At 46.0% G+C, this 22,346-nt stretch carries 22 protein-coding genes; 1 reads left to right on the forward strand and 21 read right to left on the reverse strand.

Going from position 1 to position 22,346, the window contains the following annotated elements; all coding sequences use genetic code 11:
• Positions 1-6 precede the first annotated feature (6 nt).
• The 3 genes from ICC18_RS09055 to ICC18_RS09065 form a co-directional block, all read right to left on the reverse strand.
• The gene (locus ICC18_RS09055; RefSeq protein WP_188174081.1) at positions 7-2,310 is read right to left on the reverse strand and encodes a thiamine pyrophosphate-dependent enzyme; all 2,304 of its coding nucleotides are present in this window, start codon (positions 2,308-2,310) and stop codon (positions 7-9) included.
• Positions 2,311-2,349: 39 nt separating this feature from the next.
• Positions 2,350-3,360, reverse strand: coding sequence for a 2-oxoacid:acceptor oxidoreductase family protein (locus ICC18_RS09060; RefSeq protein WP_188174082.1), 1,011 nt, complete (start codon positions 3,358-3,360; stop codon positions 2,350-2,352).
• A 120-nt stretch (positions 3,361-3,480) separates the two neighbouring features.
• Positions 3,481-3,657: a hypothetical protein gene (locus tag ICC18_RS09065; protein WP_188174083.1), complete on the reverse strand. Its 177-nt coding sequence runs from the start codon at positions 3,655-3,657 to the stop codon at positions 3,481-3,483.
• 206 nt (positions 3,658-3,863) lie between these two features.
• Here ICC18_RS09065 and ICC18_RS09070 point away from each other — a divergent pair, with 206 nt between their 5' ends.
• Positions 3,864-4,262: a hypothetical protein gene (locus tag ICC18_RS09070; RefSeq protein ID WP_188174084.1), complete on the forward strand. Its 399-nt coding sequence runs from the start codon at positions 3,864-3,866 to the stop codon at positions 4,260-4,262.
• A 63-nt stretch (positions 4,263-4,325) separates the two neighbouring features.
• On the opposite strand, the gene ICC18_RS09075 is transcribed toward ICC18_RS09070, so the two are convergent.
• The 18 genes from ICC18_RS09075 to ICC18_RS09160 form a co-directional block, all read right to left on the reverse strand.
• Positions 4,326-4,802 (reverse strand): low molecular weight protein-tyrosine-phosphatase, encoded by a 477-nt coding sequence (locus ICC18_RS09075; RefSeq protein WP_188174085.1) that lies wholly within the window; start codon positions 4,800-4,802, stop codon positions 4,326-4,328.
• Complete coding sequence (locus tag ICC18_RS09080; RefSeq protein ID WP_188174086.1) at positions 4,799-5,533, reverse strand: phosphonate ABC transporter ATP-binding protein; 735 nt, start codon at positions 5,531-5,533, stop codon at positions 4,799-4,801. The genes ICC18_RS09075 and ICC18_RS09080 overlap by 4 nt, the downstream gene beginning before the upstream one ends.
• 103 nt (positions 5,534-5,636) lie before the next feature.
• Entirely contained in the window at positions 5,637-6,050 is a 414-nt protein-coding gene (locus ICC18_RS09085; RefSeq protein WP_188174730.1) for a YlbF/YmcA family competence regulator, read from the reverse strand.
• Between the two features lie 70 nt (positions 6,051-6,120).
• A complete protein-coding gene (miaB, locus tag ICC18_RS09090; RefSeq protein ID WP_376745624.1) occupies positions 6,121-7,590 on the reverse strand; it encodes a tRNA (N6-isopentenyl adenosine(37)-C2)-methylthiotransferase MiaB in 1,470 nt (489 codons plus the stop codon).
• Between the two features lie 158 nt (positions 7,591-7,748).
• Positions 7,749-8,318 carry a phosphate propanoyltransferase gene (gene pduL, locus ICC18_RS09095; protein ID WP_188174088.1) on the reverse strand — a complete coding sequence of 190 codons (570 nt, stop codon included), beginning with the start codon at positions 8,316-8,318 and terminating at the stop codon, positions 7,749-7,751.
• Between the two features lie 115 nt (positions 8,319-8,433).
• Entirely contained in the window at positions 8,434-9,300 is an 867-nt protein-coding gene (locus ICC18_RS09100; RefSeq protein WP_188174089.1) for a 2-oxoacid:ferredoxin oxidoreductase subunit beta, read from the reverse strand.
• Positions 9,288-11,036 carry a 2-oxoacid:acceptor oxidoreductase subunit alpha gene (locus ICC18_RS09105; RefSeq protein ID WP_188174090.1) on the reverse strand — a complete coding sequence of 583 codons (1,749 nt, stop codon included), beginning with the start codon at positions 11,034-11,036 and terminating at the stop codon, positions 9,288-9,290. The genes ICC18_RS09100 and ICC18_RS09105 overlap by 13 nt, the downstream gene beginning before the upstream one ends.
• A 204-nt stretch (positions 11,037-11,240) precedes the next feature.
• Positions 11,241-12,182, reverse strand: coding sequence for a dipeptidase (locus tag ICC18_RS09110; RefSeq protein WP_188174091.1), 942 nt, complete (start codon positions 12,180-12,182; stop codon positions 11,241-11,243).
• Between the two features lie 108 nt (positions 12,183-12,290).
• A complete protein-coding gene (locus ICC18_RS09115) occupies positions 12,291-12,551 on the reverse strand; it encodes a stage V sporulation protein S (RefSeq protein WP_005550495.1) in 261 nt (86 codons plus the stop codon).
• Between the two features lie 114 nt (positions 12,552-12,665).
• Positions 12,666-13,460, reverse strand: coding sequence for a TIGR00282 family metallophosphoesterase (locus ICC18_RS09120; RefSeq protein WP_188174092.1), 795 nt, complete (start codon positions 13,458-13,460; stop codon positions 12,666-12,668).
• A 78-nt stretch (positions 13,461-13,538) separates the two neighbouring features.
• A complete protein-coding gene (gene rny / locus ICC18_RS09125) occupies positions 13,539-15,080 on the reverse strand; it encodes a ribonuclease Y (protein ID WP_188174093.1) in 1,542 nt (513 codons plus the stop codon).
• A 395-nt stretch (positions 15,081-15,475) separates the two neighbouring features.
• Entirely contained in the window at positions 15,476-16,165 is a 690-nt protein-coding gene (locus ICC18_RS09130) for a regulatory protein RecX (protein WP_223192458.1), read from the reverse strand.
• A gap of 74 nt (positions 16,166-16,239) precedes the next feature.
• A complete protein-coding gene (gene recA, locus ICC18_RS09135; RefSeq protein WP_188174094.1) occupies positions 16,240-17,286 on the reverse strand; it encodes a recombinase RecA in 1,047 nt (348 codons plus the stop codon).
• A 172-nt stretch (positions 17,287-17,458) separates the two neighbouring features.
• Complete coding sequence (locus ICC18_RS09140) at positions 17,459-18,709, reverse strand: competence/damage-inducible protein A (RefSeq protein WP_188174095.1); 1,251 nt, start codon at positions 18,707-18,709, stop codon at positions 17,459-17,461.
• Between the two features lie 53 nt (positions 18,710-18,762).
• The gene (gene pgsA / locus ICC18_RS09145; RefSeq protein ID WP_188174096.1) at positions 18,763-19,350 is read right to left on the reverse strand and encodes a CDP-diacylglycerol--glycerol-3-phosphate 3-phosphatidyltransferase; all 588 of its coding nucleotides are present in this window, start codon (positions 19,348-19,350) and stop codon (positions 18,763-18,765) included.
• Complete coding sequence (rimO, locus tag ICC18_RS09150; RefSeq protein ID WP_188174097.1) at positions 19,347-20,675, reverse strand: 30S ribosomal protein S12 methylthiotransferase RimO; 1,329 nt, start codon at positions 20,673-20,675, stop codon at positions 19,347-19,349. Before rimO ends, pgsA begins: the two co-directional genes overlap by 4 nt.
• A gap of 127 nt (positions 20,676-20,802) precedes the next feature.
• Complete coding sequence (locus ICC18_RS09155; protein ID WP_188174098.1) at positions 20,803-21,294, reverse strand: YajQ family cyclic di-GMP-binding protein; 492 nt, start codon at positions 21,292-21,294, stop codon at positions 20,803-20,805.
• 143 nt (positions 21,295-21,437) lie between these two features.
• Entirely contained in the window at positions 21,438-22,331 is an 894-nt protein-coding gene (locus ICC18_RS09160) for a helix-turn-helix domain-containing protein (RefSeq protein WP_188174099.1), read from the reverse strand.
• Positions 22,332-22,346 lie beyond the last annotated feature (15 nt).

The raw sequence follows: 22,346 nt of genomic DNA on the forward strand, positions 1-22,346 counted from the left end.
TATTATTTATAAATACGGATTCTCGTGCTTCGCTTTGAGCATATTCCAGCGGCGCTCCACTTCGTTCTCGAACGACTTCAAAGACTCCTCATACTCAGGCTTCGTCATATGCTTCGTCTTGCCCATCGTCTTCAACCAGCCAGAGAGCGGAATTTTCTTGCTTTTTTCCTCCGGATTGTAGGTCAAAGTCGTCACCCCATGCTCCACTTCGTAGAGCGGGAAGAAGCAAGAATCTACAGCGGCGCCAACAATATTGGACCCTTCCTGATCATCTGACAGCCAGTTAAGCGGGCAAGCTATAAGGATTTTACCGTACACCATGCCTTCATTCTGAGCATACCATTGCGCTTTCGCCGCTTTCTTTACGAGATCCTGCGGGAACGCTTCCGATCCGGTAAATACATACGGAATGTGCGTAGCTGCCATAATTTGTGCAGTATCCTTATGATGAAACACTTTACCGCCTTGCTTCTTACCGACATTGGACGTCGATGTCCGATGGCCCATCGGTGTCGAATACGACAGCTGCGCACCGGTGTTCATATACCCCTCGTTATCATACTCAAGGATAATCATCTTATGATTGCGCAGCGCAGCGCCGATGGCCGGCCCCATTCCGATGTCCATGCCGCCGTCACCCGTAATCATGACAAAGGTGAAATCGTCCGGCAAGTTCAAATCATCAAGCTCACCGCGGCGTTTACGCTCCCAAAACATTTCTACGACGCCGGAGAGCGTCGCTGCTCCATTTTGGAAAAGATTATGAATATAAGTCGCTTTGTGTGCCGAGTATGGGTAGCCTGTTGTTACAACCATCGCACAGCCGGTATGGAATATAGCCACGATATCGCCTTCGATTCCTTTGAAGAAGAGCTCCAGACCTGAGAATATACCGCAGCCCGGACATGCGCCATGCCCTGGAGCAATCCGTTTCGGCTTCTTCGTCAAGGAACGCAGCGGCGGAATCCTGACGTTTAACTTGCCTGAACTTTCATCTGGCGTTACCGTAATCAATCCGGTCTTCAAATCTTCGTACTTCATCGGGTTCAGCACCCGCTTCGGCGCTTTCGCCGGATCACCTGGCGTATGCCCGTAGTAGTCAAACGGCACCTCAACCTTCCCGTTTTGCATCGCGTCAATGGCAAACTGGAACAGGTTATGTCCGTCCTCGGCATAAAAATCCTTGCCGCCTAAGCCGTAGACACGGCTTATGACTAACGTATCGCGGTTCCCATGGGTGAACAGCGCCGCTTTAATTTCATTGACCATGTTCCCGCCATGGCCGCCGTACGAATCCGCGCGGTCGCCGACCGTGATCGCTTTCACATTCTTCAGCGCTTCCGCGATCTGCTTAGCAGGAAACGGACGAATCATGTTAGGCGCGATCGAGCCGGCCTTAATGCCTTTCTCGCGCAGCTGGTCGACGACGTCCTTGATGATTTCGGAAGCCGAATTCATCAGGAACACCGCGACCTCCGCATCGTCCATCCGATACAAGTCCAGAATCGGGTAGTCACGGCCCGTAAGATCGGCATACTCCTGACGAATGCGGTCATAGACTTCCTCCGCATTATACATTGCCACCGATTGCTGGTAGCAGTTATTAATATAATCCGGTTCGTTCATATAAGGACCGACAGTAATCGGATTGTTCCGATCCAGCGTATCCGGGAAACCTTGGGGTTTCTCGCCTACGAACGCATGGACATCTTCGCGGTGCGCGAAAGTCTGTACCCTGCGCTTCTGATGCGAGGTGAAATACCCGTCCGAAGCAACAAGAACAGGCAAGCGCACCTCAGGGTCCTCAGCCAGCTTTAACGCCATAATATTCATATCATAAACCGCTTGCGGATCGCGGCACATGAGAATAGGCCATCCGGTGTTCAATGCATAATACAGATCGGAATGATCCCCGTGAATGTCCAGCGGTCCCGACACGGAGCGGCACACCAGGTTCATCACCATCGGGAATCGGGTACCGGATTGTACCGGCATTTGCTCCAACATATACAAATAGCCGTTGGCGCTTGTCGCGTTAAAAACGCGGCCGCCAGCGGTGGAAGCGCCGTAGCATACACCCGCAGAGCCGTGCTCGCCGTCTGCAGGAATCAGCACGATGTCATGCTGACCGTTCGTCTTCATCAAATCGAGAAACTGGGCAACCTCCGTTGATGGAGATATCGGAAAATATCCCATGATATGATAATTGATTTGATGGGCAGCATAAGCAGCCATCTCGTTACCCGATTCATAGACGATGCGCTGTTCAATCTTGGCCTGTCCAAATTCCTTCTTAATATCAATGGCCATTTCGTTAGTTCCACCCTTCTCCCTTGAAAGTTTATCTTTCTATGAGTTGACGGCTAGATTGAATCGATGCGGTATGCGATGTGCGTCTGCATAACCGTCTTCTTCTCTCTCATCAGTTAAAGCCTCGGTCGGACAGGCCTGTACACATTTTAAACAGCCCTTGCAGTACTGATAATCAATCCCCTGGAGGAACATCTGAGGACGTCCCTTCTTGTCCGGCAGCTCATCCCACACGAAGCAAAAATCGGGGCATACATTATCGCAAGAAGCGCAGTGAATACATTTATCTTCATGAAAATGCGGCATCATCCCCGCACGCGAAATACTCAAATCTTTCAGAATACTGTTGCCCGGATTCGTGATTACGCCGCCGATAGGCTGCGTTGCGTATCCAAGAACAGGTGTATCGAAGCGCACAAAATCAGGCATCGTCTCGCCTTCCGGAAGCGCATATGTTTGAAATTTGACTTCGGCATAACCGCGGTCAAATGTACGGAGGGCCGGCGCAACGGCCTGCGGATACTTCTTTTCCAGCGATTTGCGGATGACCCCTTTCATCACCTCAGGATCCAGAAAGTCGCACAGCCGGAAAAGCGCTCCAAGCATCGCCATGTTCACCCGATTTTTCTCCTCGAGGGAAATGCCGATAGCATCGATCACCGCGATGGTCCCGCCTTTAAGCTTCATCTTTTCTTTGAGCTCATCCGGTGTTTTCGTCGAATTCACCAACACGGTGCTGTCTTCATAAATTCCGCTGATAACGTTTACAGTTTTGGAAAGAGATTCGTGAAAAACACCAACAACATGCGGACGTTCTACAGGTGAGGTATCCCGTATATTGGTATCCATATCACAAAAACGGATATGTGCCTTAACCGCAGACCCTTTCTTCTCCGATCCATAGGAGGAAAAGCTGACCCCGTTCAATCCCACCCCTACAACTCCCGCTTCCGCGAGCATTTTGCCTGCAAGGTTGGCGCCTAATCCACCGATGGATTCCAGCCTAATCTCGAAAAATCCGAGATCGTTCAATTTGGGCAAAGTTACCATTCCATGTCTCCTTTCAAAAATGAGCTGCATCAAGATTGAATAGTAAATAGTATGAATAGTAAGTCTACTTCCATTGTAGCAAGAAAATTCTGGTAAGCAACAGTTTTTTACCTAACGGGTTTAAAGTAAGTAATCGATGATCAGTCCGCAAGCGCCCAAATAGTAACTTCCCGTCACCCCATTCTCACCTTCAATCATTTTATGCCCGCAATTGTCCTCACATTCTTCACAAACGTCCACATAGTCTTCATTCAAGGGATCAAAAACAACCCCGCAAACCTGTGAGCACACCTTCATCCTCATCGCTCCTCGTTTTCCAACCCTCTCAAATTGTAAACGTTTGCAACCGTGTTTCCTTTATTATACAGCGGAAACCCTCAAATGCACCATAAGTCTTTCTCAATTCTTTCGCATTCAACCAAAGCTCTCCATTAACAAGCTAGATGATCTATGCTATTCTGTTAAGACAAGCAATCAACAGGTATGTGAAGGAGGGGCATTCCATGAATCCAGATTTTATTCAGATCAAATCCCTTGAAGGCGAGCTAAAGATGTCACACAAGCGGAAGGATTATGGTCTCACCGTCACGACCAAAGAATTAATCCTTCATAAACCTCATGTCAATTATTACTTTAAGCTGGAGGACATTATTAATATCCTCCCTTTTGATAATTCCGGATTCAAGAAAATTTCTTTCGTGAGCTCGCGGGCGGCTAACCAAGAAACCACTCATCTTTCCCCGGGTTCTGAACATTACCGCATCTATGTTGGGGCAGCTACCGTGCATAACCGAAGCGGATTTTTCCAATTGGGCGCTACCGATGTCATTATTCCTATTCACAGAGAAATATTGCGGGCAATCTCCGAGTGCGGTCAAAGAATTGGCCTGACAGCCTTCTAAACCAAATGCAAAAAAGCAGCTGCGAAAAGGTCATCTTTTCATAGCTGCTTTTTTGTTAAATCCCTATAAATTATTAGCTTTACGAATATAAGCAAGTAAATTCTCACAGCTTTCTTCAACCATGTCGTACACTTCTTGGAAATTGCCCGTATACCAAGGATCAGGTACATCACTAATGCCACGGGTCGGCGCGAACTCCAGGAGCTTCCGTATCTCAGCGCGTTGCTTAGGCAATTCCGGAGCGAAAGGCCGCATATTGCGAACATTGCTCTCATCCATCGCAATGATATATGTAAATTGCTCAAAATCATCTGATTTGACCTGTTTGGCCGTCATGCCTTGATGATCGATTCGATACTGATCCAGAATGCGTCTAGTCCCTTGATGCGGCCTCTCGCCAATATGCCAATCGCCGGTACCCGCTGAATCAGTAGTTATTACACCAACAAGACCTGCCTCTTTCACTTTATGACGAAAAACTGCCTCTGCCATGGGAGAACGACAAATATTACCTAAACATACGAATAAGACCTGAATCATGGCGCACCAAAAATAAGCTGTTTTTCTCGCATGGTTAGTGATCTTGCAGGAATATCAAGCACGATTTTACCTTCGGATAAGCCCCAGATACGCGTTGCATATCGTTCTGCAAGTTCGACCTGATGGAGTGTTGCGATAACACTCATATTCCGTTCTTGGCAGAGAGATTTAAGGTCCTGCATAATATATTCTGTCGCCTTCGGATCAAGTCCGGATACAGGTTCATCAGCTACTAGCACCTTGGGATTATGAATCAATGCTTTAGCTATTGCAACTCGCTGCTGCTCGCCGCCGCTGAGCTGACCGACCTTTTTTTCCCCTTTATCGAGCAAACCAACTTTCTCTAAATAATCCATCCCCATGACATGCTCATCCCGGGAAGTCGTACCCGTAAGCAGTCGAATTGGAGTCTGGTAAAGACGTCCCATCATGACATTTTTGATAGCGCTTTTATTTCGGTTTAAAGCCGGCTTCTCTTCAAGAAATGCGAAGTCTTTCGCGAGCTTCCAACGCTCCAATAGCCCTGGAGTCGTAATGTCGTTAGACTGATAAATCAATTGTCCTGTCGTCCATTTCTCTTGATGACTGATGCAGCGCAGCAGTGTCGTCTTCCCGCTGCCGCTACCACCGATAACAGCTATGAATTCACCTTCGTCTACTTGAAAGCTGATCTGAGACAGCACCTTGATATCCGGGGGAAATACTTTGCTTAGATTTCGAACCGTGATCATGACAACGACTCCTTCGAGCAATCATATGTTTTGGCAAAAATCGCCACTCTACCGGCACCATGCCTGCTAGAGGGCGATTTTCTATTTGCGGAACGATTCTATCTTAGTCACAAGAGCTCGGACTCTCTGCTGAGCCTGCTTCTACATTGATTTTGTCCGAAATCGTGTCACGAATGACGGACATGACGAGCTGCAGCAAATAGTTGATATCCGCTTGTGTTTGCTTAAACTCGCTAACAATCGGAATGCCATCCAACTCATCTTGCAGAGACTCGATTTCATTTTCGATTTTCTCTACCATTTTCGAGTTTTGAAATTTCTCGAAAGCGACGATTTCTTTTTGCTTCTTCTTAATGGCACTGATTAGCGTTTGAATATCAGGATTTGCGCTAATCTGCTTTTCTGCCTTCTGATAGAACTGCACCTCATTGGATGTAGTCAACAGTTCGGCCAGTTCTTTGGCTTTTGCCAAAATATCTTCACGGACAATCAGCTCCGTATTCGTATACTCTTCCATTTCAAAAGCATGGGGATGATTATGATGATCTGACACTTCGAGCACACTCCAGTCCTATTTACCTTCTAAATTAGATGGATATTTGCAACGGCGATGGGATGATCTCGCCTTTTAATACCCATGTTTGCGCATGCGTTACTTTCACATTCACCATTTTGCCGACCATATCCTTTGAACCGGTAAAATGGATCAATTTATTCGTGCGTGTTCGTCCAGATAGAACATCCGGATTATTCTTGCTTTCGCCTTCAACTAAAACTTCAACCGTTTGTCCGAAGAGCTTCTCATTACTTGCTTTGCTATGAGCATTCACAAGCTCGTTCAAGCGATACAAACGCTGCTTCTTCACTTCCATCGGCACGTTGTCTTCCATCTCAGCGGCAGGCGTGCCTTCACGAGGTGAATAAATAAAAGTAAAGGCAAAATCAAATCCTACTTCCTGGTACAAGGACATTGTTTCTTCAAACTGTTCATCCGTTTCACCCGGGAAACCAACGATGATATCCGTTGTCAGTACGACATCGGGTAATGTTGCTTTGATTTTACGGGCAAGCTCCAGATAGTGCTCCCTGGTATATTTACGGCTCATACGCTTCAATACTTCACTATTTCCCGACTGAACCGGCAAATGAATATGCTCTACGAGATTACCGCGTTTGCCCAAAACTTCAATTAAATGATCGTCGAAATCGCGTGGATGCGAAGTTGTGAAACGTATGCGCGGCACATCGATTTTTCGAATATCATCCATTAAATCTGCGAACGAATACGAAATATCCTCAAAATCTTTACCATAAGCATTGACGTTCTGCCCAAGCAGCGTGATTTCTTGAAACCCTTGACGTGCTAAGTCTCTCACTTCAGCAAGCACATCCTGCGGTCTCCGGCTTCTTTCTTTACCGCGTGTGTAAGGTACGATGCAATACGTACAAAATTTATCACAGCCGTACATAATATTAACCCAAGCGCGGATACCTTCCCGCTTCTTCGGCAAATTCTCGACGATGTCGCCTTCCTTGGACCATACCTCAACAACCATCTCTTTGTTGTAAAAGGCATCCTTCAACAGCGTCGGTAAGCGATGGATATTGTGAGTACCAAAAATCAAATCCACAAAAGCGTGCTTCTGCATGATTCGATTCACGACTGCTTCCTCTTGCGACATGCATCCGCAAACGCCGAGTACGAGGCCGGGCTTTTCCGCTTTAAGAGATTTTAAATGTCCTAGCTCCCCGAATACTTTATCTTCCGCGTTTTCCCGGATTGCACATGTGTTGAGCAGAATCACGTCGGCTTGGAACTTGTCCTCTGTCGATTGATAGCCCATCTGCTCCAAAAGGCCCTTCATCACTTCTGTGTCATGCTCATTCATCTGACAACCGAAGGTGCGAATCAAATAATATTTATCTTTGCCGAACTCCTGCATGTCTTCAGGAATAGTAAAATCGTAATGAACGGCGATCTCTTCTTTTCCGCGCTTCTTGGCATCTGTCAGTGAAGGAGGCTGAAAATATTTGGAGTAATCCTTATCGGATTTCACGTTGTTAGCCACTTTCTTTCCTCCTCATATAGCGGCGCTCAAAATTCTTCCCGCTTTAAACATGATAACTTGCAAAATATGCACCTTTCATTATAGCATCATGAGCCTATATAGTTCAAAAGGAAAATGGCGTATTCGTGAAATAGCAAATTTTTACCCTAGTCCAATATTTCAGCCAGGTCACCTGTCTTCACACCCGCCGCATTGCCTTCATCCGTATCGATATGCATGTCTAGCGCATATTGGTCGGAAACGCGCGCAACCACGTCTTCGAAAATTAAGGGGCGCTCCCCTTTCAATTTGACTCGAAGCAGCTGCTTGTCTTGGATCCCCCACTTGGCTGCATCCGAAGTATGGAAATGAATATGCCTCGCAGCGACGATGACACCCTTGTCCAGCTCCACTTCACCCTGCGGCCCAATTACCTTTAGCCCGGGTGTTCCCTCAATGTTTCCGGACTCACGAACTGGAGGATGAATACCAAGTGAGAAAGCATCCGTGCGGGATACTTCGATTTGCGATGCTCCACGGGCAGGTCCTAAGATGCGCACTTTATCGAACTTGCCTTTCGCCCCTTCTATGGCCACCGTCTCATTCGCGGCGTATTGGCCAGGTTGCGACAAATCTTTCAAGCTTGTGAGTTGATAACCTTTTCCGAACAAAATTTCAATATGTGCTGCAGATAAATGAATATGTCTAGCCGAGACGCCGACTGGAACTGTTTTCATGGTTATGTATCCATCCTTCCAACTCTCTATGTACATCCTCTATTATAGGCGAAAAATAGCCGCTCAGCAAAAAGAGGGCATACGGAGAATCTCCATATGCCCTCTACTATAACTCTTATTTGAATTCAGTAAGCAGTTTGTTAAAGTCTGCTTCTGAAATTTGAAGATTTTGTTTGGCAAGACCTTCTGTTGCAAAGTTAGGAACGGAATCTTCGTAGCTCTTTTTATCTTTATTTTGATAGATGATGCCAGTAAGCATGGAGTTCGTTTCCATGATTTTCGTCATCGCCATCACGCGATTTGTTGAATCATAATCAGGAATCTCATCCAGATCTACGATGTTTTCTTTGAACCAGTCATACGTATTTACTTTGTTAAACGTTACGCATGGGCTGAAAACGTTGATCAAGGAGAAGCCTTTGTGATTCAGACCAGCTTCGATAACAGCCGTCAGCTGTTTCAAATTACTGGAGAAAGATTGCGCTACAAAAGTTGCGCCGGCAGCCATTGCAATTTCAAGCGGTGAAATCGCGGACTCGATGGAACCTTGAGGCGTACTTTTGGTTTTGAAGCCTTCCGCAGAACGCGGGGAAGCTTGACCCTTCGTCAGGCCGTAGATTTGGTTATCCATAACGATGTAAGTTACATCGATGTTACGACGGATCGCATGAACGGTATGACCCATACCGATCGCGAAGCCGTCTCCGTCACCGCCGGAAGCGATAACCGTCAAGTCGCGGTTTGCCATTTTCACACCTTGTGCGATCGGCAATGATCTGCCGTGAATACCGTGGAAACCGTAAGCATTGATGTAACCGGAGATACGGCCGGAACAACCGATACCGGAGACGATTGCCAAACCTTCTGGTTCCAAGCCGACGTTAGCTGCAGCTCTTTGAATCGCCGCTTGTACGGAGAAGTCTCCGCATCCTGGACACCAGTTCGGCTTTACATTGTTGCGAAAATCTTTTAACGTTGCCATGCTAGGGTCAACTCCTTACATTTTTGTTCGATTTCTGCTGGCAAGAATGGATTACCGTTATATTTCAGAACGTTCTTGATTTTATCTGCATGACCAACATTTAATTTAATTTGATCCGCTAATTGACCTGTCGCATTGTTTTCAACTACGATAACTTGTTTGGCTTTCTCTACGAGTGGTTTCAATTGTTCAGCCGGGAATGGGTGAATCAGACGAACCGTTACGTGGTTAGTTGTAATACCTTCCTGCGCAACGCGGTTTCTAGCTTCGTCGATCGTACCGCCTGTAGAACCCATGCCGATAATCAAAAGATCCGGATTCTCGTGAGGAGCGTCCACTTTAATCGCATCCGTTACTTGAATGTGTTTCAATTTTTCCAAACGCTTATCCATCATTTTTTGACGGTTTTCCGTGCTCTCCGATGGACGACCTGTTTGATCGTGCTCAACGCCTGTAACGTGGTGAATACCATGCTTCACGCCAGGAATGACGCGCGGCGAAATTCCGTTCTCCGTAAATTCATAACGTTTAAACAATTGGTTGTCAGTCATCTCTGGAGCTTCTGTAACCAGATTTCCACGGTCAATCACGATGCGGTTGTAGTCCAGCATCTCAGCGGATTGTTTACCTAAGGAAAGCTGAAGATCTGTCATCAGAATAACTGGGCACTGGTATTTCTCAGCCAAGTTGAAAGCTTCGATTGTATCGTAGAAGCATTCCTCGATAGTGCTTGGGGAGAGTACGATTTTCGGAATTTCACCGTGTGTACCGTAAACCATTGCATTCAAGTCGGATTGTTCTTGTTTCGTTGGAAGACCAGTACTTGGGCCGCCGCGTTGTGTGTCTACGATGACAACTGGAGTTTCTGTCATACCAGCCAGACCGATTGCTTCCATCATCAAAGAGAGACCAGGACCTGCTGATGCTGTAAGCGCACGTGCGCCTGCGTAGTTAGCGCCAATTGCCATTGTACAAGCTGCAATTTCATCTTCCGTCTGGATAACTGTACCGCCAAACTTAGGAAGCGCTTTGATCAGGTATTCCATAACTTCAGATGCAGGTGTAATCGGGTATGCAGGCATGAAACGGCAACCTGCAGCTACGGCTCCGAGAGCGATTGCATCATTACCGATCATGAACAACTTCTGCTTACCGTCAGCCGGTTCCAGTTGAAAATCTGCGATAGGTCCGCCGGCTAATTCCAGAACGGATTCTGCGCCTTTACGAACAGCCTCAATATTTTTCTCGACGACTGCTGCGCCCTTACGGCCGAACTCTTCCTCAACGGCTTTATTAAACACATCAAGCGGCAGACCTAGCAAAGCCCAGGAAGCGCCGGATGCGGCCATGTTCTTAAATAAGGAAGTTCCTAACTCTTCTGCGATTGCAGTAATTGGAACAGGGAACAAACGTGCTTTAATACCTTCCGGCAATACCGGATTGAACTTTGCATCCGCCACGATAACTCCGTTGTCACGAAGCTCATGCGCGTTGAAATCGATACTTTCTTGGTCGAATGCAACCAGAATGTCCAAATCGTCGGAAATTGCGCGAATCGGCTTGGTGCTGATGCGAATCTTGTTATTTGTATGTCCCCCCTTAATCCGCGAAGAGAAATGACGGTACCCATACAAATAGTAACCGAGACGGTTCAATGCAGTAGAGAAGATACGGTCTGTTGATTCGACCCCTTCACCCTGCTGACCTCCGATTTTCCAAGATAACTGACTAATCACCGTACGTCCACTCCTTTTGAATGTAACTGCATGAAGAAACCATGAACTAACATTTAAGTAAATTGGAAAAGAGTAATAAAAAAATTCTTTCACTTGTCACACAAATTTTATGCCTTTATGAAGCAAATTGCAAGAGGTTTGAACGAATCTAAAACATAGAGTTTTTAGATGAAATCCATATCAATATTAGATCGATTCAAATCATTATTTTGGAAGGTTGGCAAGCATAAATCTCTGCCAATTTCCATATAAGAATCGTTCCACTTGGGCTTCCTTATAGTTTTTGCATAAAGCTTCTATAATATTTTCATAATCACCCGCATGCCTAAGCCCCTCGATCCACTTTTCAATCCCATCGAAATCTGAACCGAAGCCAACATGATTCTCCCCTCCCAGAGAGCAAACATGATCTATATGAGTCAACAATTGACTGATCTGGACGGGTGCACGGACAGGCTCTACAAAGTATGGGACGAATGTAATTCCGATTTGTCCTTGCCTTTCAATGATGGCAGAAATTTGTTCATCTGATAAATTTCTTGGATGAGGGCATAGACTCCCCGCATTAGAGTGTGACGCAATAAAGGGCTTACCGTACAGCTCGGCCATTTCCCAAAAAGCTTTTACAGAAAGATGAGATACATCCACTATTATACCCATCGTTTCTAATTCTCTTAACATCCGCTTGCCTTTCAACGTAAATCCGCCCTTACGCGGCTCCATGACTCCATCTGCTGCCCAGTTCGCATAATTCCACGTTAGACCTACGCTTCTAACTCCAAGATGGTAGAGAATCCGTAAATATGTCATATTGCCCGCCATGGCGTCTAAACCTTCAAGTGTCAGAATGGCTCCGATCTGCTCACTTTTTTCTACCGCCAACCAATCCGGCACATTCTGAATAAAAGACATGCCTGGATGGCTCATGATTTTTCGGTGAAATATATCAATCATCTGCAGGATATGATCGAAAGTGGGTTGATGAATGCTTTCAGATAAATAGATCGCGAAGCATTGAACCTTAATTCCTGCTCGTTGCAGCCGCGGATAGTTCACATCGAGCTCCAACTCCTCTTTATGAAAATCTAATTTTGGGTTCATATACAGCTTCGTTAACGTATCACAATGACCGTCCATGATTTTCATTTGGGCTCCTCCTCCAACTTGAAACTTTCCGTTTGGCATGGAGACAAAGTAAAAAACCTGTCTACAAGGTAAACAGGTGTTGGGTCTAGTCTATGTACGGTTGTTAGATTACCTAGGCTCTACAATTAATTTAATGGCCGTCCGATCTTCCCCGTCAATCACGATATCAGTGAATGCTGGTACGCAAATTAAGTCAACCCCACTAGGCGCAACAAATCCTCTTGCGATTGCTACTGCTTTAATGGCCTGGTTCAAAGCTCCTGCGCCGATAGCTTGAAGCTCCGCTGCTCCACGTTCGCGCAACACGCCTGCCAGTGCACCTGCAACGGAGTTTGGATTGGATTTTGCTGAAACTTTTAATACTTCCATGAAAAGTACCTCCTCGGGAATGATGGATAGATTCCAGTAACCATCATATTCTTGAGGCTATACAAAAATACCTTCTATTGCAGAATGAATATTCTTAATATTTAGAATTGTTTATTAATCAAAGAAAACTTGGTCCTCATCATATCGAATGAGACTAATCCCTTTGGCCAGACCCGTTTGATCGTTCAATTCTATGACAACAGCGTGAAAATGCCACTTTCCTTCATCCGTAACAAATCGAACCGGCAGCTGGGTTTTGAACTTCTGTAGAACCGCATTGCGTTCAACGCCGAGAATACCATCCCTTGGGCCAACCATGCCTACATCGGTGACGTAAGCCGTGCCTTGCGGCAGTACTCGGTTATCGTTCGTCTGCACATGGGTGTGTGTGCCTACGACTGCGGATACCTTACCGTCCAAATGCCATCCCATTGCGATTTTCTCAGAAGTTGCCTCAGCGTGAAAATCAACAAAAACAAACCTATGTTTCTTCTTGTTCGACTCCATAATCTCGTCCACTTTGCGAAATGGACAATCAATCGGAGGAAGAAACGTACGACCTTGTAGATTAATGATCAGCAATTCCTGATCTTTAACCTTGATAACGGTATGGCCTCTACCTGGCGTACCTGGCGGGAAGTTCGCAGGTCTTACCATCTTCTCATCGCTATCGATGAAATCAAAAATTTCTTTCTGATCCCATGTATGATTCCCCATCGTTATCGCTTGAATGCCGAGTTCGTAAATCTCTTTGGCAATGGCAGCTGTAATCCCTTTGCCTGCGGCTGCGTTCTCTCCGTTCGCAATAAACACAGCACCCGGATGCGCTTGTTTTAATCGCGGCATCACGTTCTTTAGTGCCTTTCTGCCTACTGCCCCCACTATATCTCCGATAAATACAATTTTCATAAAGATTCTCTATTCTCCTCTATAGAACTGAAAATGAGGAAAAGTGGCTGCATCAGCCACTTTTCACATTGTATATCTTTATTTTGCGTATTCGACTGCTCTCGTTTCACGAATTACCGTGACCTTGATATGTCCTGGATAATCGAGTTCACCCTCGATTTTCTTCGTAATATCACGGGCTAAGCGGAACGCTTCGGTGTCATCCACTTTCTCCGGTTGAACCATCACGCGAACTTCACGGCCTGCCTGGATGGCGTACGATTTCTCCACGCCTTCGAACGATTCAGAAATCTCTTCGAGCTTTTCAAGACGTTTAATGTAAGTTTCCAGGGTCTCTCTACGTGCTCCTGGTCTCGCCGCGGATAATGCATCTGCCGCTCCTACCAGCATCGCAATTACAGAGGTTGCTTCAACATCGCCATGATGCGATGCGATACTGTTGATAACAACAGGATGCTCCTTGTACTTCTTACCGATCTCAACGCCGATTTCCACATGAGATCCTTCAACCTCATGATCAAGCGCCTTACCGATGTCATGAAGCAGCCCGGCACGTTTCGCCAAAGTTACGTCTTCCCCGAGCTCCCCAGCCATCAGACCAGCTAGATAAGCTACTTCCATTGAATGCTTCAGCACGTTTTGACCGTAACTTGTTCTGAATTTCAGTCGACCCAAAATTTTGATCAAGTCTGGATGCAATCCGTGAACGCCAACCTCGAAGGTTGCTTGCTCCCCGTACTCGCGAATGCGCTCATCCACTTCCTTACGGGATTTCTCCACCATCTCTTCAATGCGAGCAGGATGGATTCGACCATCAGCAACTAACTTTTCTAGAGAGGTTCGAGCAATTTCGCGTCGGATTGGGTCAAATCCTGATAAAATTACCGCTTCCGGCGTATCATCAATAATGAGGTCGATACCAGTCAAAGTTTCCAGCGCACGGATATTACGACCTTCACGTCCGATGATGCGGCCTTTCATTTCTTCATTTGGCAATGTGACAACTGAAACCGTCGTTTCAGCTACATGATCAGCAGCACATCTTTGGATAGCGAGCGTGATAACCTCTCTGGCTTTCTTATCGCCTTCCTCTTTGGCTTGCTGTTCAATTTCTTTAATCAGCTGAGCGGTCTCATGACGAACTTCCTGCTCTACGTTGGTAAGAATGATATTCTTCGCTTCTTCCATAGTAAGACCTGAAATCCGTTCCAACTCAGCAACTTGACTTCTATACAACTGGTCAATCTGTGATTGCGTATCCTCGATTCGCTTCTCTTTGTTGGCTACTTGCTCTTCTTTACGTTCGAGAGATTCTAATTTTTTATCCAGCGATTCCTCTTTTTGTAACAATCGTCTCTCTTGTCGTTGAATTTCATTTCGACGTTCACGAATGTCTTTTTCAGCTTCGGACCTCAGTTTATGCACTTCGTCCTTTGCTTCCAGAACCGTTTCTTTTTTCAGCGCCTCCGCTTCTTTCTTGGCAGCTTCACGGATCTGTTCGGCGGCTATTTCTGCACTGGAAATTTTCGCTTCTGCAAGAGATTTGCGGATAAAATAACCAATCCCTAAGCATGCAGCTCCAACAACGAGAATGATCGCGATCCAGATGAAAGTCATCATCTTGTTCACCTCCTCGTTGGTTTCTCCAAGGTGTTAGCTTGGGATTCCTTCGGTTTTTTAATCCGATTTTTTAATTGTTAGGCAAGGCAAAAGTCATAACTTCCCCATACTTTAAGAAAGAGCATGGCTCAAAATGAATGTGCACGGTGCGCGAATGGCACGAATGTGCGGATAATTCATAACCAACAGTGTAAAAATTGGCGGTTTCTACAACTGTTTCATCAAAATCAACCAAATTCTTATGATTTTGAATCCTTATGAAAATATACATTGTTATTTTATCTTTTGTCGAAGAAGCTTGTCAAGCGATTGTCCCTGGATGATAGATTGGCGAATAGTCATCTTCAGTCATTTAATTAATGTGGTTAATCAAATCCCACTTATAATTAATGTCATTAATAATCGAAAGAGTCTGCGAATTCCTCATATTCTTCATCGTTAGATGATCCACCCAGCTGAGTTAAAACTTTACTTACAACAGAACCCGTATAACCCCTTCTCATTAAAAACGCAGCTGTTTTGCGCTTCTTATCGATCATTTCACCTGAGGTTTGCTTCCATTTGGTTCGTGCCACTTTCAATGCACCTTCTAATTCCTCATCCGGATCGATCGTTTGCATTGCCCCTTGAACAAGTTCTTTATGAATTCCCTTTTGCTGCAACTCTTGACGAACCAGATTACGGCCTTTGCGCTGCGTATAGATACGATGCTCCATCCACATCTTCGCAAAATCCTCGTCATTAATATAATTTTGTTGCTCTAAAGTATCAATCGTCCACTGAATGATTGGCTGTTCGAACCCGTGTTCTTTCAGTTTTCGTTTCACTTCGCTGGAAGAGTGAGGCCTTCTACCAATCATACCCAGAGCTTTCGTGTATGCCTTATTCCGCTCTTCGTCTCTAAGAATTGTTAGCATCTGTTCCGGGTCTATCGTCTCCCCTTTGAGAAGCCGATGCTTAATCATAATATCCTCATGCACGGAAAAAGCATATTCATCATTAATAAAAATATTATAACGGTGCTTCCCGCGCTTCTGTTTCTCGACCATCGTGATGATCGGTAGCTGCTTCTCTTCATCGCTCAAATAGTAAAACCCCCTCTAACGAACGAAAGCACCTTAACCCGAGGTTTAAGGTGCTGCCGTCTTATTTCTTGAGCTTATTCAAAAGCAAGTGCTGCTTCATCTTCTTCATCATCGTCAGTATTCGGGCCAGTCACTTTAATCAAATTGCTGTTATCACGAATTTTCAGCTCGATCGTATCCGCAATGCCCTTGTTTTCTTTCAAGAATTGCTTCGCGTTCTCACGGCCTTGGCCTAATCTCTCACCTTCAAACGAGTACCAGGCTCCGCTTTTGTTTACGATATCCATCTCGGTTCCGATATCAATGATACTGCCTTCGCGGGAAATGCCTTCACCGTACATGATGTCAATTTCGGCTTGTTTAAATGGCGGAGCCACTTTATTCTTAACGACTTTAATTCTAGTGCGGTTACCTACCATGTCGTTGCCTTGCTTGATTGTTTCTACACGGCGTACATCCAAACGAACGGAAGAGTAGAACTTCAATGCGCGTCCACCTGGCGTAGTCTCCGGGTTACCGAACATAACGCCGACTTTCTCACGCAATTGGTTAATGAAAATAGCGATAACCTTGGATTTGTTGATGGCTCCGGAGAGCTTACGAAGTGCCTGAGACATCAATCGAGCTTGAAGACCAACGTGAGAATCGCCCATCTCGCCTTCAATCTCCGCCTTTGGCACGAGTGCAGCTACGGAGTCAATGACAATGATATCAACCGCGCCGCTGCGAACGAGCGCTTCCGCAATTTCAAGTGCTTGCTCACCGGTATCCGGTTGGGAAAGCAAGAGTTCATCTATGTTAATGCCGAGTTTGCTTGCATACGAAGGATCCAGTGCATGCTCCGCATCGATAAAAGCGGCTTGTCCGCCAACCTTCTGCACTTCTGCGATTGCATGTAAAGCTACTGTTGTTTTACCGGAAGATTCTGGTCCGTACACTTCAATAATTCTTCCGCGTGGATATCCGCCGATACCCAGTGCGATATCAAGAGCAAGCGATCCGCTAGGAATCGTTTCAACTTGCATATGCGTGGATTCTCCAAGCTTCATGATGGAGCCTTTTCCGAATTGTTTTTCGATTTGACGCAGTGCCATTTCAAGTGCGGCGCGACGATCTGTCAAAACACTCACTTCCTTTTATCATTATAGGTATATGATAACTTGTTTTGGATTGTTTGCCAAGCATTTTTTCGAACATACATTCGACTTTTTAGCGAACAAACAAAAAACCGCAACAAAGTTATCGCTTTGCTACGGTTCTTCCGTTAACAGATATTACTATTATAAGCCAATTCTAATTTTCTTTCAACAGTTTCCAGAAATGAAAGAGCGCTGCCTTTGCAGCCCGATGCTTAATTGTCTCACGGGTGCCTGAAAGCCGCAAAGTGACCACCTTTGGCTCAGCGTCCTTCTGGGCAAGGCCAACGTATACAAGGCCGACAGGTTTGCCTTCAGATGAGCTGGGACCGGCAACACCCGTTACCGAGATGCCAAAGTCACTCCCGGTCACGGCAAGCAATTGCTGAGCTAGAATGGCAGCTGTTTCGATGCTAACTGCCCCTGGAGCCCCTTCGCCTTCCAGCACATCCATTGGAACATTGAGAAGCTTGTGTTTCAAGGCATTGGAATAACAAATGATACCGCCAATGAATGCATGGGAGCTACCGGGTACCGTCGTTATCAGATCACTTAGAAGCCCGCCTGTACAGCTTTCAGCTGCAGCTAGCTTAAGCCCTGACTCACCCAGCATTTGCAAGACGACCGTTTCGATCGGAACATCTTCCACCGCATATAAATGATCACCGACACGGCGTCTGATCTCCTGTTCCGTAGCTTGAAGATTGCGTTCTCCTTCGGCAACTGACTTTGCTCGAGTCGTTAATCGAATGGTGACTTCGCCTTCTTTGGCGTATGGCGCAATCGTCGGATCAGTTTGAGCTTCGATAAGATCAAGTAATTGATGCTCCAAGGTTGATTCACCGATTCCGGCAAATTTCAGCATTTTGGAGTAGAGCGGCACTTCATCTATCATCACGCTGCGCAGCCAAGCTGACGCATATTTGGTAAACATCGGCTTCATCTCTTTAGGGGGGCCAGGCAAGAGTATGAAATGCGTACCTTCATGCGTATAAGCAATACCTACGGCAAGTCCCGTTTCATTATGTAAAGGATCGCTCCCTTCTAGCATGAGTGCCTGTTTTCTGTTGCTCTCGACCATATGAATGCCACGCGTGCTGAACAATTCGGTTATCGCGTTCATAGACGGCTCATGCAAAACGAGATTACGTCCGGTAAATGCAGCAAGCACATCCTTCGTCAAATCGTCCTGAGTTGGTCCAAGGCCCCCAGTACATATCACGACATCAGCGCGTGAAGCCGCAAGCTTGAATGCGTCCATCAACCTCGACTCATTGTCGCCTACTACAGTCTGGTAGAACATGTCAATGCCTAACGCTGCGCATTCGCGTGAAAGGAATTGAGCGTTTGTGTTCACAATTTGACCAAGCAACAGTTCTGTTCCTACCGCCACAATCTCTGCTTTCATGGATAGTCCCTCCTAAGAGTTTTCCGCCTAAATGGAAAAAACAATAGGTTCCCCTATTGCGACTTTTCCGAAAAATCTATGACATGTTTGTTTTTAACGAAATACTCGATACCCGAATAAAGCGTAATAATAGCCGCTACCCAGCTTGCAACGATATCAAAGGGGAAATGCACAAACGTGAACGGAAAATTATTAATAAGCAGCGCGATGATGGCTGTAATCTGTGCAGCGGTCTTTGCCTTTCCCCATTTGCTTGCCGCCATAACGGTCCCTTCCAATAAAGCGATCTGGCGAAGTCCCGTTACCGCCCATTCCCTGCTAATAATGACAATGACGATCCAAGCATCGACTTTGTCCATCTCGACTAGGGAAACGAGCACAGCCGTAACAAGCAATTTATCCGCCAAAGGATCCAGCAGCTTACCCAGATTCGTGACCAACTTACGCTTCCTGGCAATATAACCATCCAGACTGTCTGTGCTTGCCGCAATAATAAAAATTAAAGCGGCGATAATTTGATTGTAAGTAATGCTGAACTCTTCGATCCGGATGTGAGGAAACTTCACCTTGATCAGCAAGAAGAACATGATGATCGGTACAAGTAAAATCCTCGCTACCGTGATGCGATTGGCCAGGTTCATGCAATAACCTCCCCGGACAAGTCAAACTCGTAAGAGTGGGTAATGCGTACTTTTGCCAACTCGCCAATGTTCAGACGAGCGTTCGATACGAACACTTCACCATCAATCTCAGGCGCATCGAATTGTGAACGCCCTATATAAACATCGCTTCTACCGTCATATCTTTCAATCAATACATCGATTTCTTGTCCAATACGACGACCACCGCGCATATTTGAGATTTCTCTCTGAATTTCCATCAGCGTATTTGCCCGATATTCCTTCACATCATCCGGAACTTGATCAGGCAGACGTGCAGCTGGTGTATCTTCTTCTTTCGAGTATGCGAAAACACCGAGGCGATCGAACTCCATTTCGCGAACAAACTGCTTCAGGTTCTCGAAATCTTCCTCTGTTTCACCCGGGAATCCTACGATCAAAGAAGTACGCAGCGCGACATCCGGGATGGCTGCACGAATCTTACGAACAAGCTCGCGCGTATCCTTCTGACGACCTGGTCTCCGCATGCGCTTGAGAATGGAATCCTCGCTATGCTGCAGCGGCATGTCGATATATTTGCAAATCTTCGGATTCGCCGCCATTGTCGCAATTAACTCGTCGCTAAAAAAGCCAGGGTAAGCATAGTGCAGACGAACCCATTCGATGCCCGGCACTTCGCTGACTTTGTTAAGCAGCGCAGGCAGCATAAAACCATCATACAGATCCGTCCCATAATTCGTGGAGTCCTGTGCGATGAGACTAATTTCTTTAACCCCTTGAGCTGCAAGTCCGGCTACTTCAGTGATAATCGAGTCTATGCTTCTGCTGCGGAATTTGCCGCGCATGATCGGAATGCTGCAGAACGTACAAGCATTATCGCAGCCTTCCGCGATTTTTACATAAGCGGTATAACGGGGCGTTGTCACTTGTCTAGGCAGATCCGCGTCATAGTTAAATACCGGATTTCCTACAAGAACCGGTTTTTTACCACGTAAAGCTTCATCTACAATGTGATTAATTTTATCGAAATCCCCTGTTCCTACGATGCCGTCGATCTCAGGCATTTCTTCCATTAATTCTTTCTTGTATCGTTGAGTCAAACATCCGGAGACGATGAGCGCCTTCAGATTCGCCGTTTGCTTCAACTCCGCCATATCCAGGATCGTATTCACCGATTCTTCTTTCGCGGCATCGATGAACCCGCAAGTATTCACGATAATGACGGTGGCATCTTCTTTGTTGTCAACAAGTTGAAAGCCGCGACCGTGTATTAAACCTGCCATAATCTCGGAGTCGACCAAGTTTTTCTCGCATCCGAGGGTAACTACTTTAACCTTTTCTGTCATGAATGAAACAACCTCCAATAGTCCTAAACCACTCCATACAAGTATAATACATGCCCTATAGGGTGTCAAAATGTTAAAACCCCCTATATCTAGGGGGTCCAACGCAGCAAATCTACATATTTTGTCTTTATTTCAGGTTCACAAATTGCAAGTCTAACGGGATGTCCGCTTTGCGAAGCAAGGCAATGACGGCTTGCAGGTCATCTTTGCTCTTCCCGGTCACTCGAATTTGATCGCCTTGAATTTGACTCTTCACTTTCAGTTTGGAATCACGAATGAGGATGTTAATCTTTTTCGCGTTTTCTTGGTCAACGCCTTGTTTCATTGAGATCTTCTGTCTTACTGTCGATGATGCCGCAGGCTCCACTTTGCTATATTCAAGATTTTTAATCGAAATGCCGCGCTTAGTCATTTTAGCATGTAAAATATCAAGCACATTCTGAAGTTTAAACTCATCATCAGAAACGACGGTGAGCTGGTCTTTTTCCAGTTTGATGCTGCTCTTGCTTCCCTTAAAATCAAAGCGGGTCAAAATCTCTTTCTCCGCCTGCTGAATAGCGTTGTTTAGTTCCTGCATGTCCACCTTGGATACGATATCAAACGAGCTCTCTGAACTCATGTCCACAAACTCCCTTTCCATGAAATTACATAATGCATTATAGCAAGAAGCGGTACAAAAAGAAACATCCCATAGCCACCTCGGCCTAGGATGTCACCCACCAATCATTCATTACCCGGGAAAGCGCAGAAAGCGCCAAAATGCTAGCTTTTTTGCAAGTTCAGCTGCACCCTTTTCGGATTAGGCGTATCGCCTACCGGAATCACGGTGCCGTTCACGGTCAATTCAAGCGCACTTGCTGCACCTACATTGAGATAAGCCGAACTCGTCAGCTCGAATGTATCCGTATCTCCATTTTTGTAAAGCTTCTGTCTTAGCATATCCTTCCCATTTGCATCCGTTAGAGCATCAACTCGAATCCAGCATTGCGACCCCGTGATCTTCATCTGGATGTCGAGCTTGGACGTACCCGTGATCGTATAATTATCTACGCCCTTCTCATTGCTGCTGAACTTCACTTGCACAGCCGTAGACGTTGGGGTTGGCGTTGGCGTTGGCGTTGGGGTTGGCGTCGATAACGGTACAGCAATGCTTTCGCCTGCTGCGTTCACACTCGAGTTCAGCTTCGTTCCGGCTGTTGGATTCGTTGAATCGGTTATTCTCGGAGACTGTGTTTGCGAAGGTTTATCCTCCGCGGGCGTTCCTTTATAATTCTTATATGTATAATAATACACAATCCCGAATATGAGCAAAATGAAACAAATAAACATGACGCTGGAAGCCCAACGACTCATTTTCTCCGTATTCCGAACACTTGTTCTTTTACTGCGAATCGCCTCTACTGCCGGCTTTTCAGAAACCGGGGAGGGATTCGTCGTCTGATACATATTCAGCACTTCCGTAGGATCAAGTCCCACTGCTTCCGCATAGCTCTTGATGAAAGCACGGACATAGAAGCTGCCCGGAAGCACTTTGTAATTGCCCTCTTCAATCGCCTCCAGGTAGCGTTTGCGGATTTTCGTCACTTCCTGCAGATCATCGATCGATATTTTCCTATCCATGCGCGCTTTACGCAGTATATTCCCTAGATCAGACACATGGTCACCTCCCCG

It is taken from the genome of Paenibacillus sedimenti (assembly GCF_014534655.1).
Classification (GTDB): domain Bacteria; phylum Bacillota; class Bacilli; order Paenibacillales; family NBRC-103111; genus Paenibacillus_E; species Paenibacillus_E sedimenti.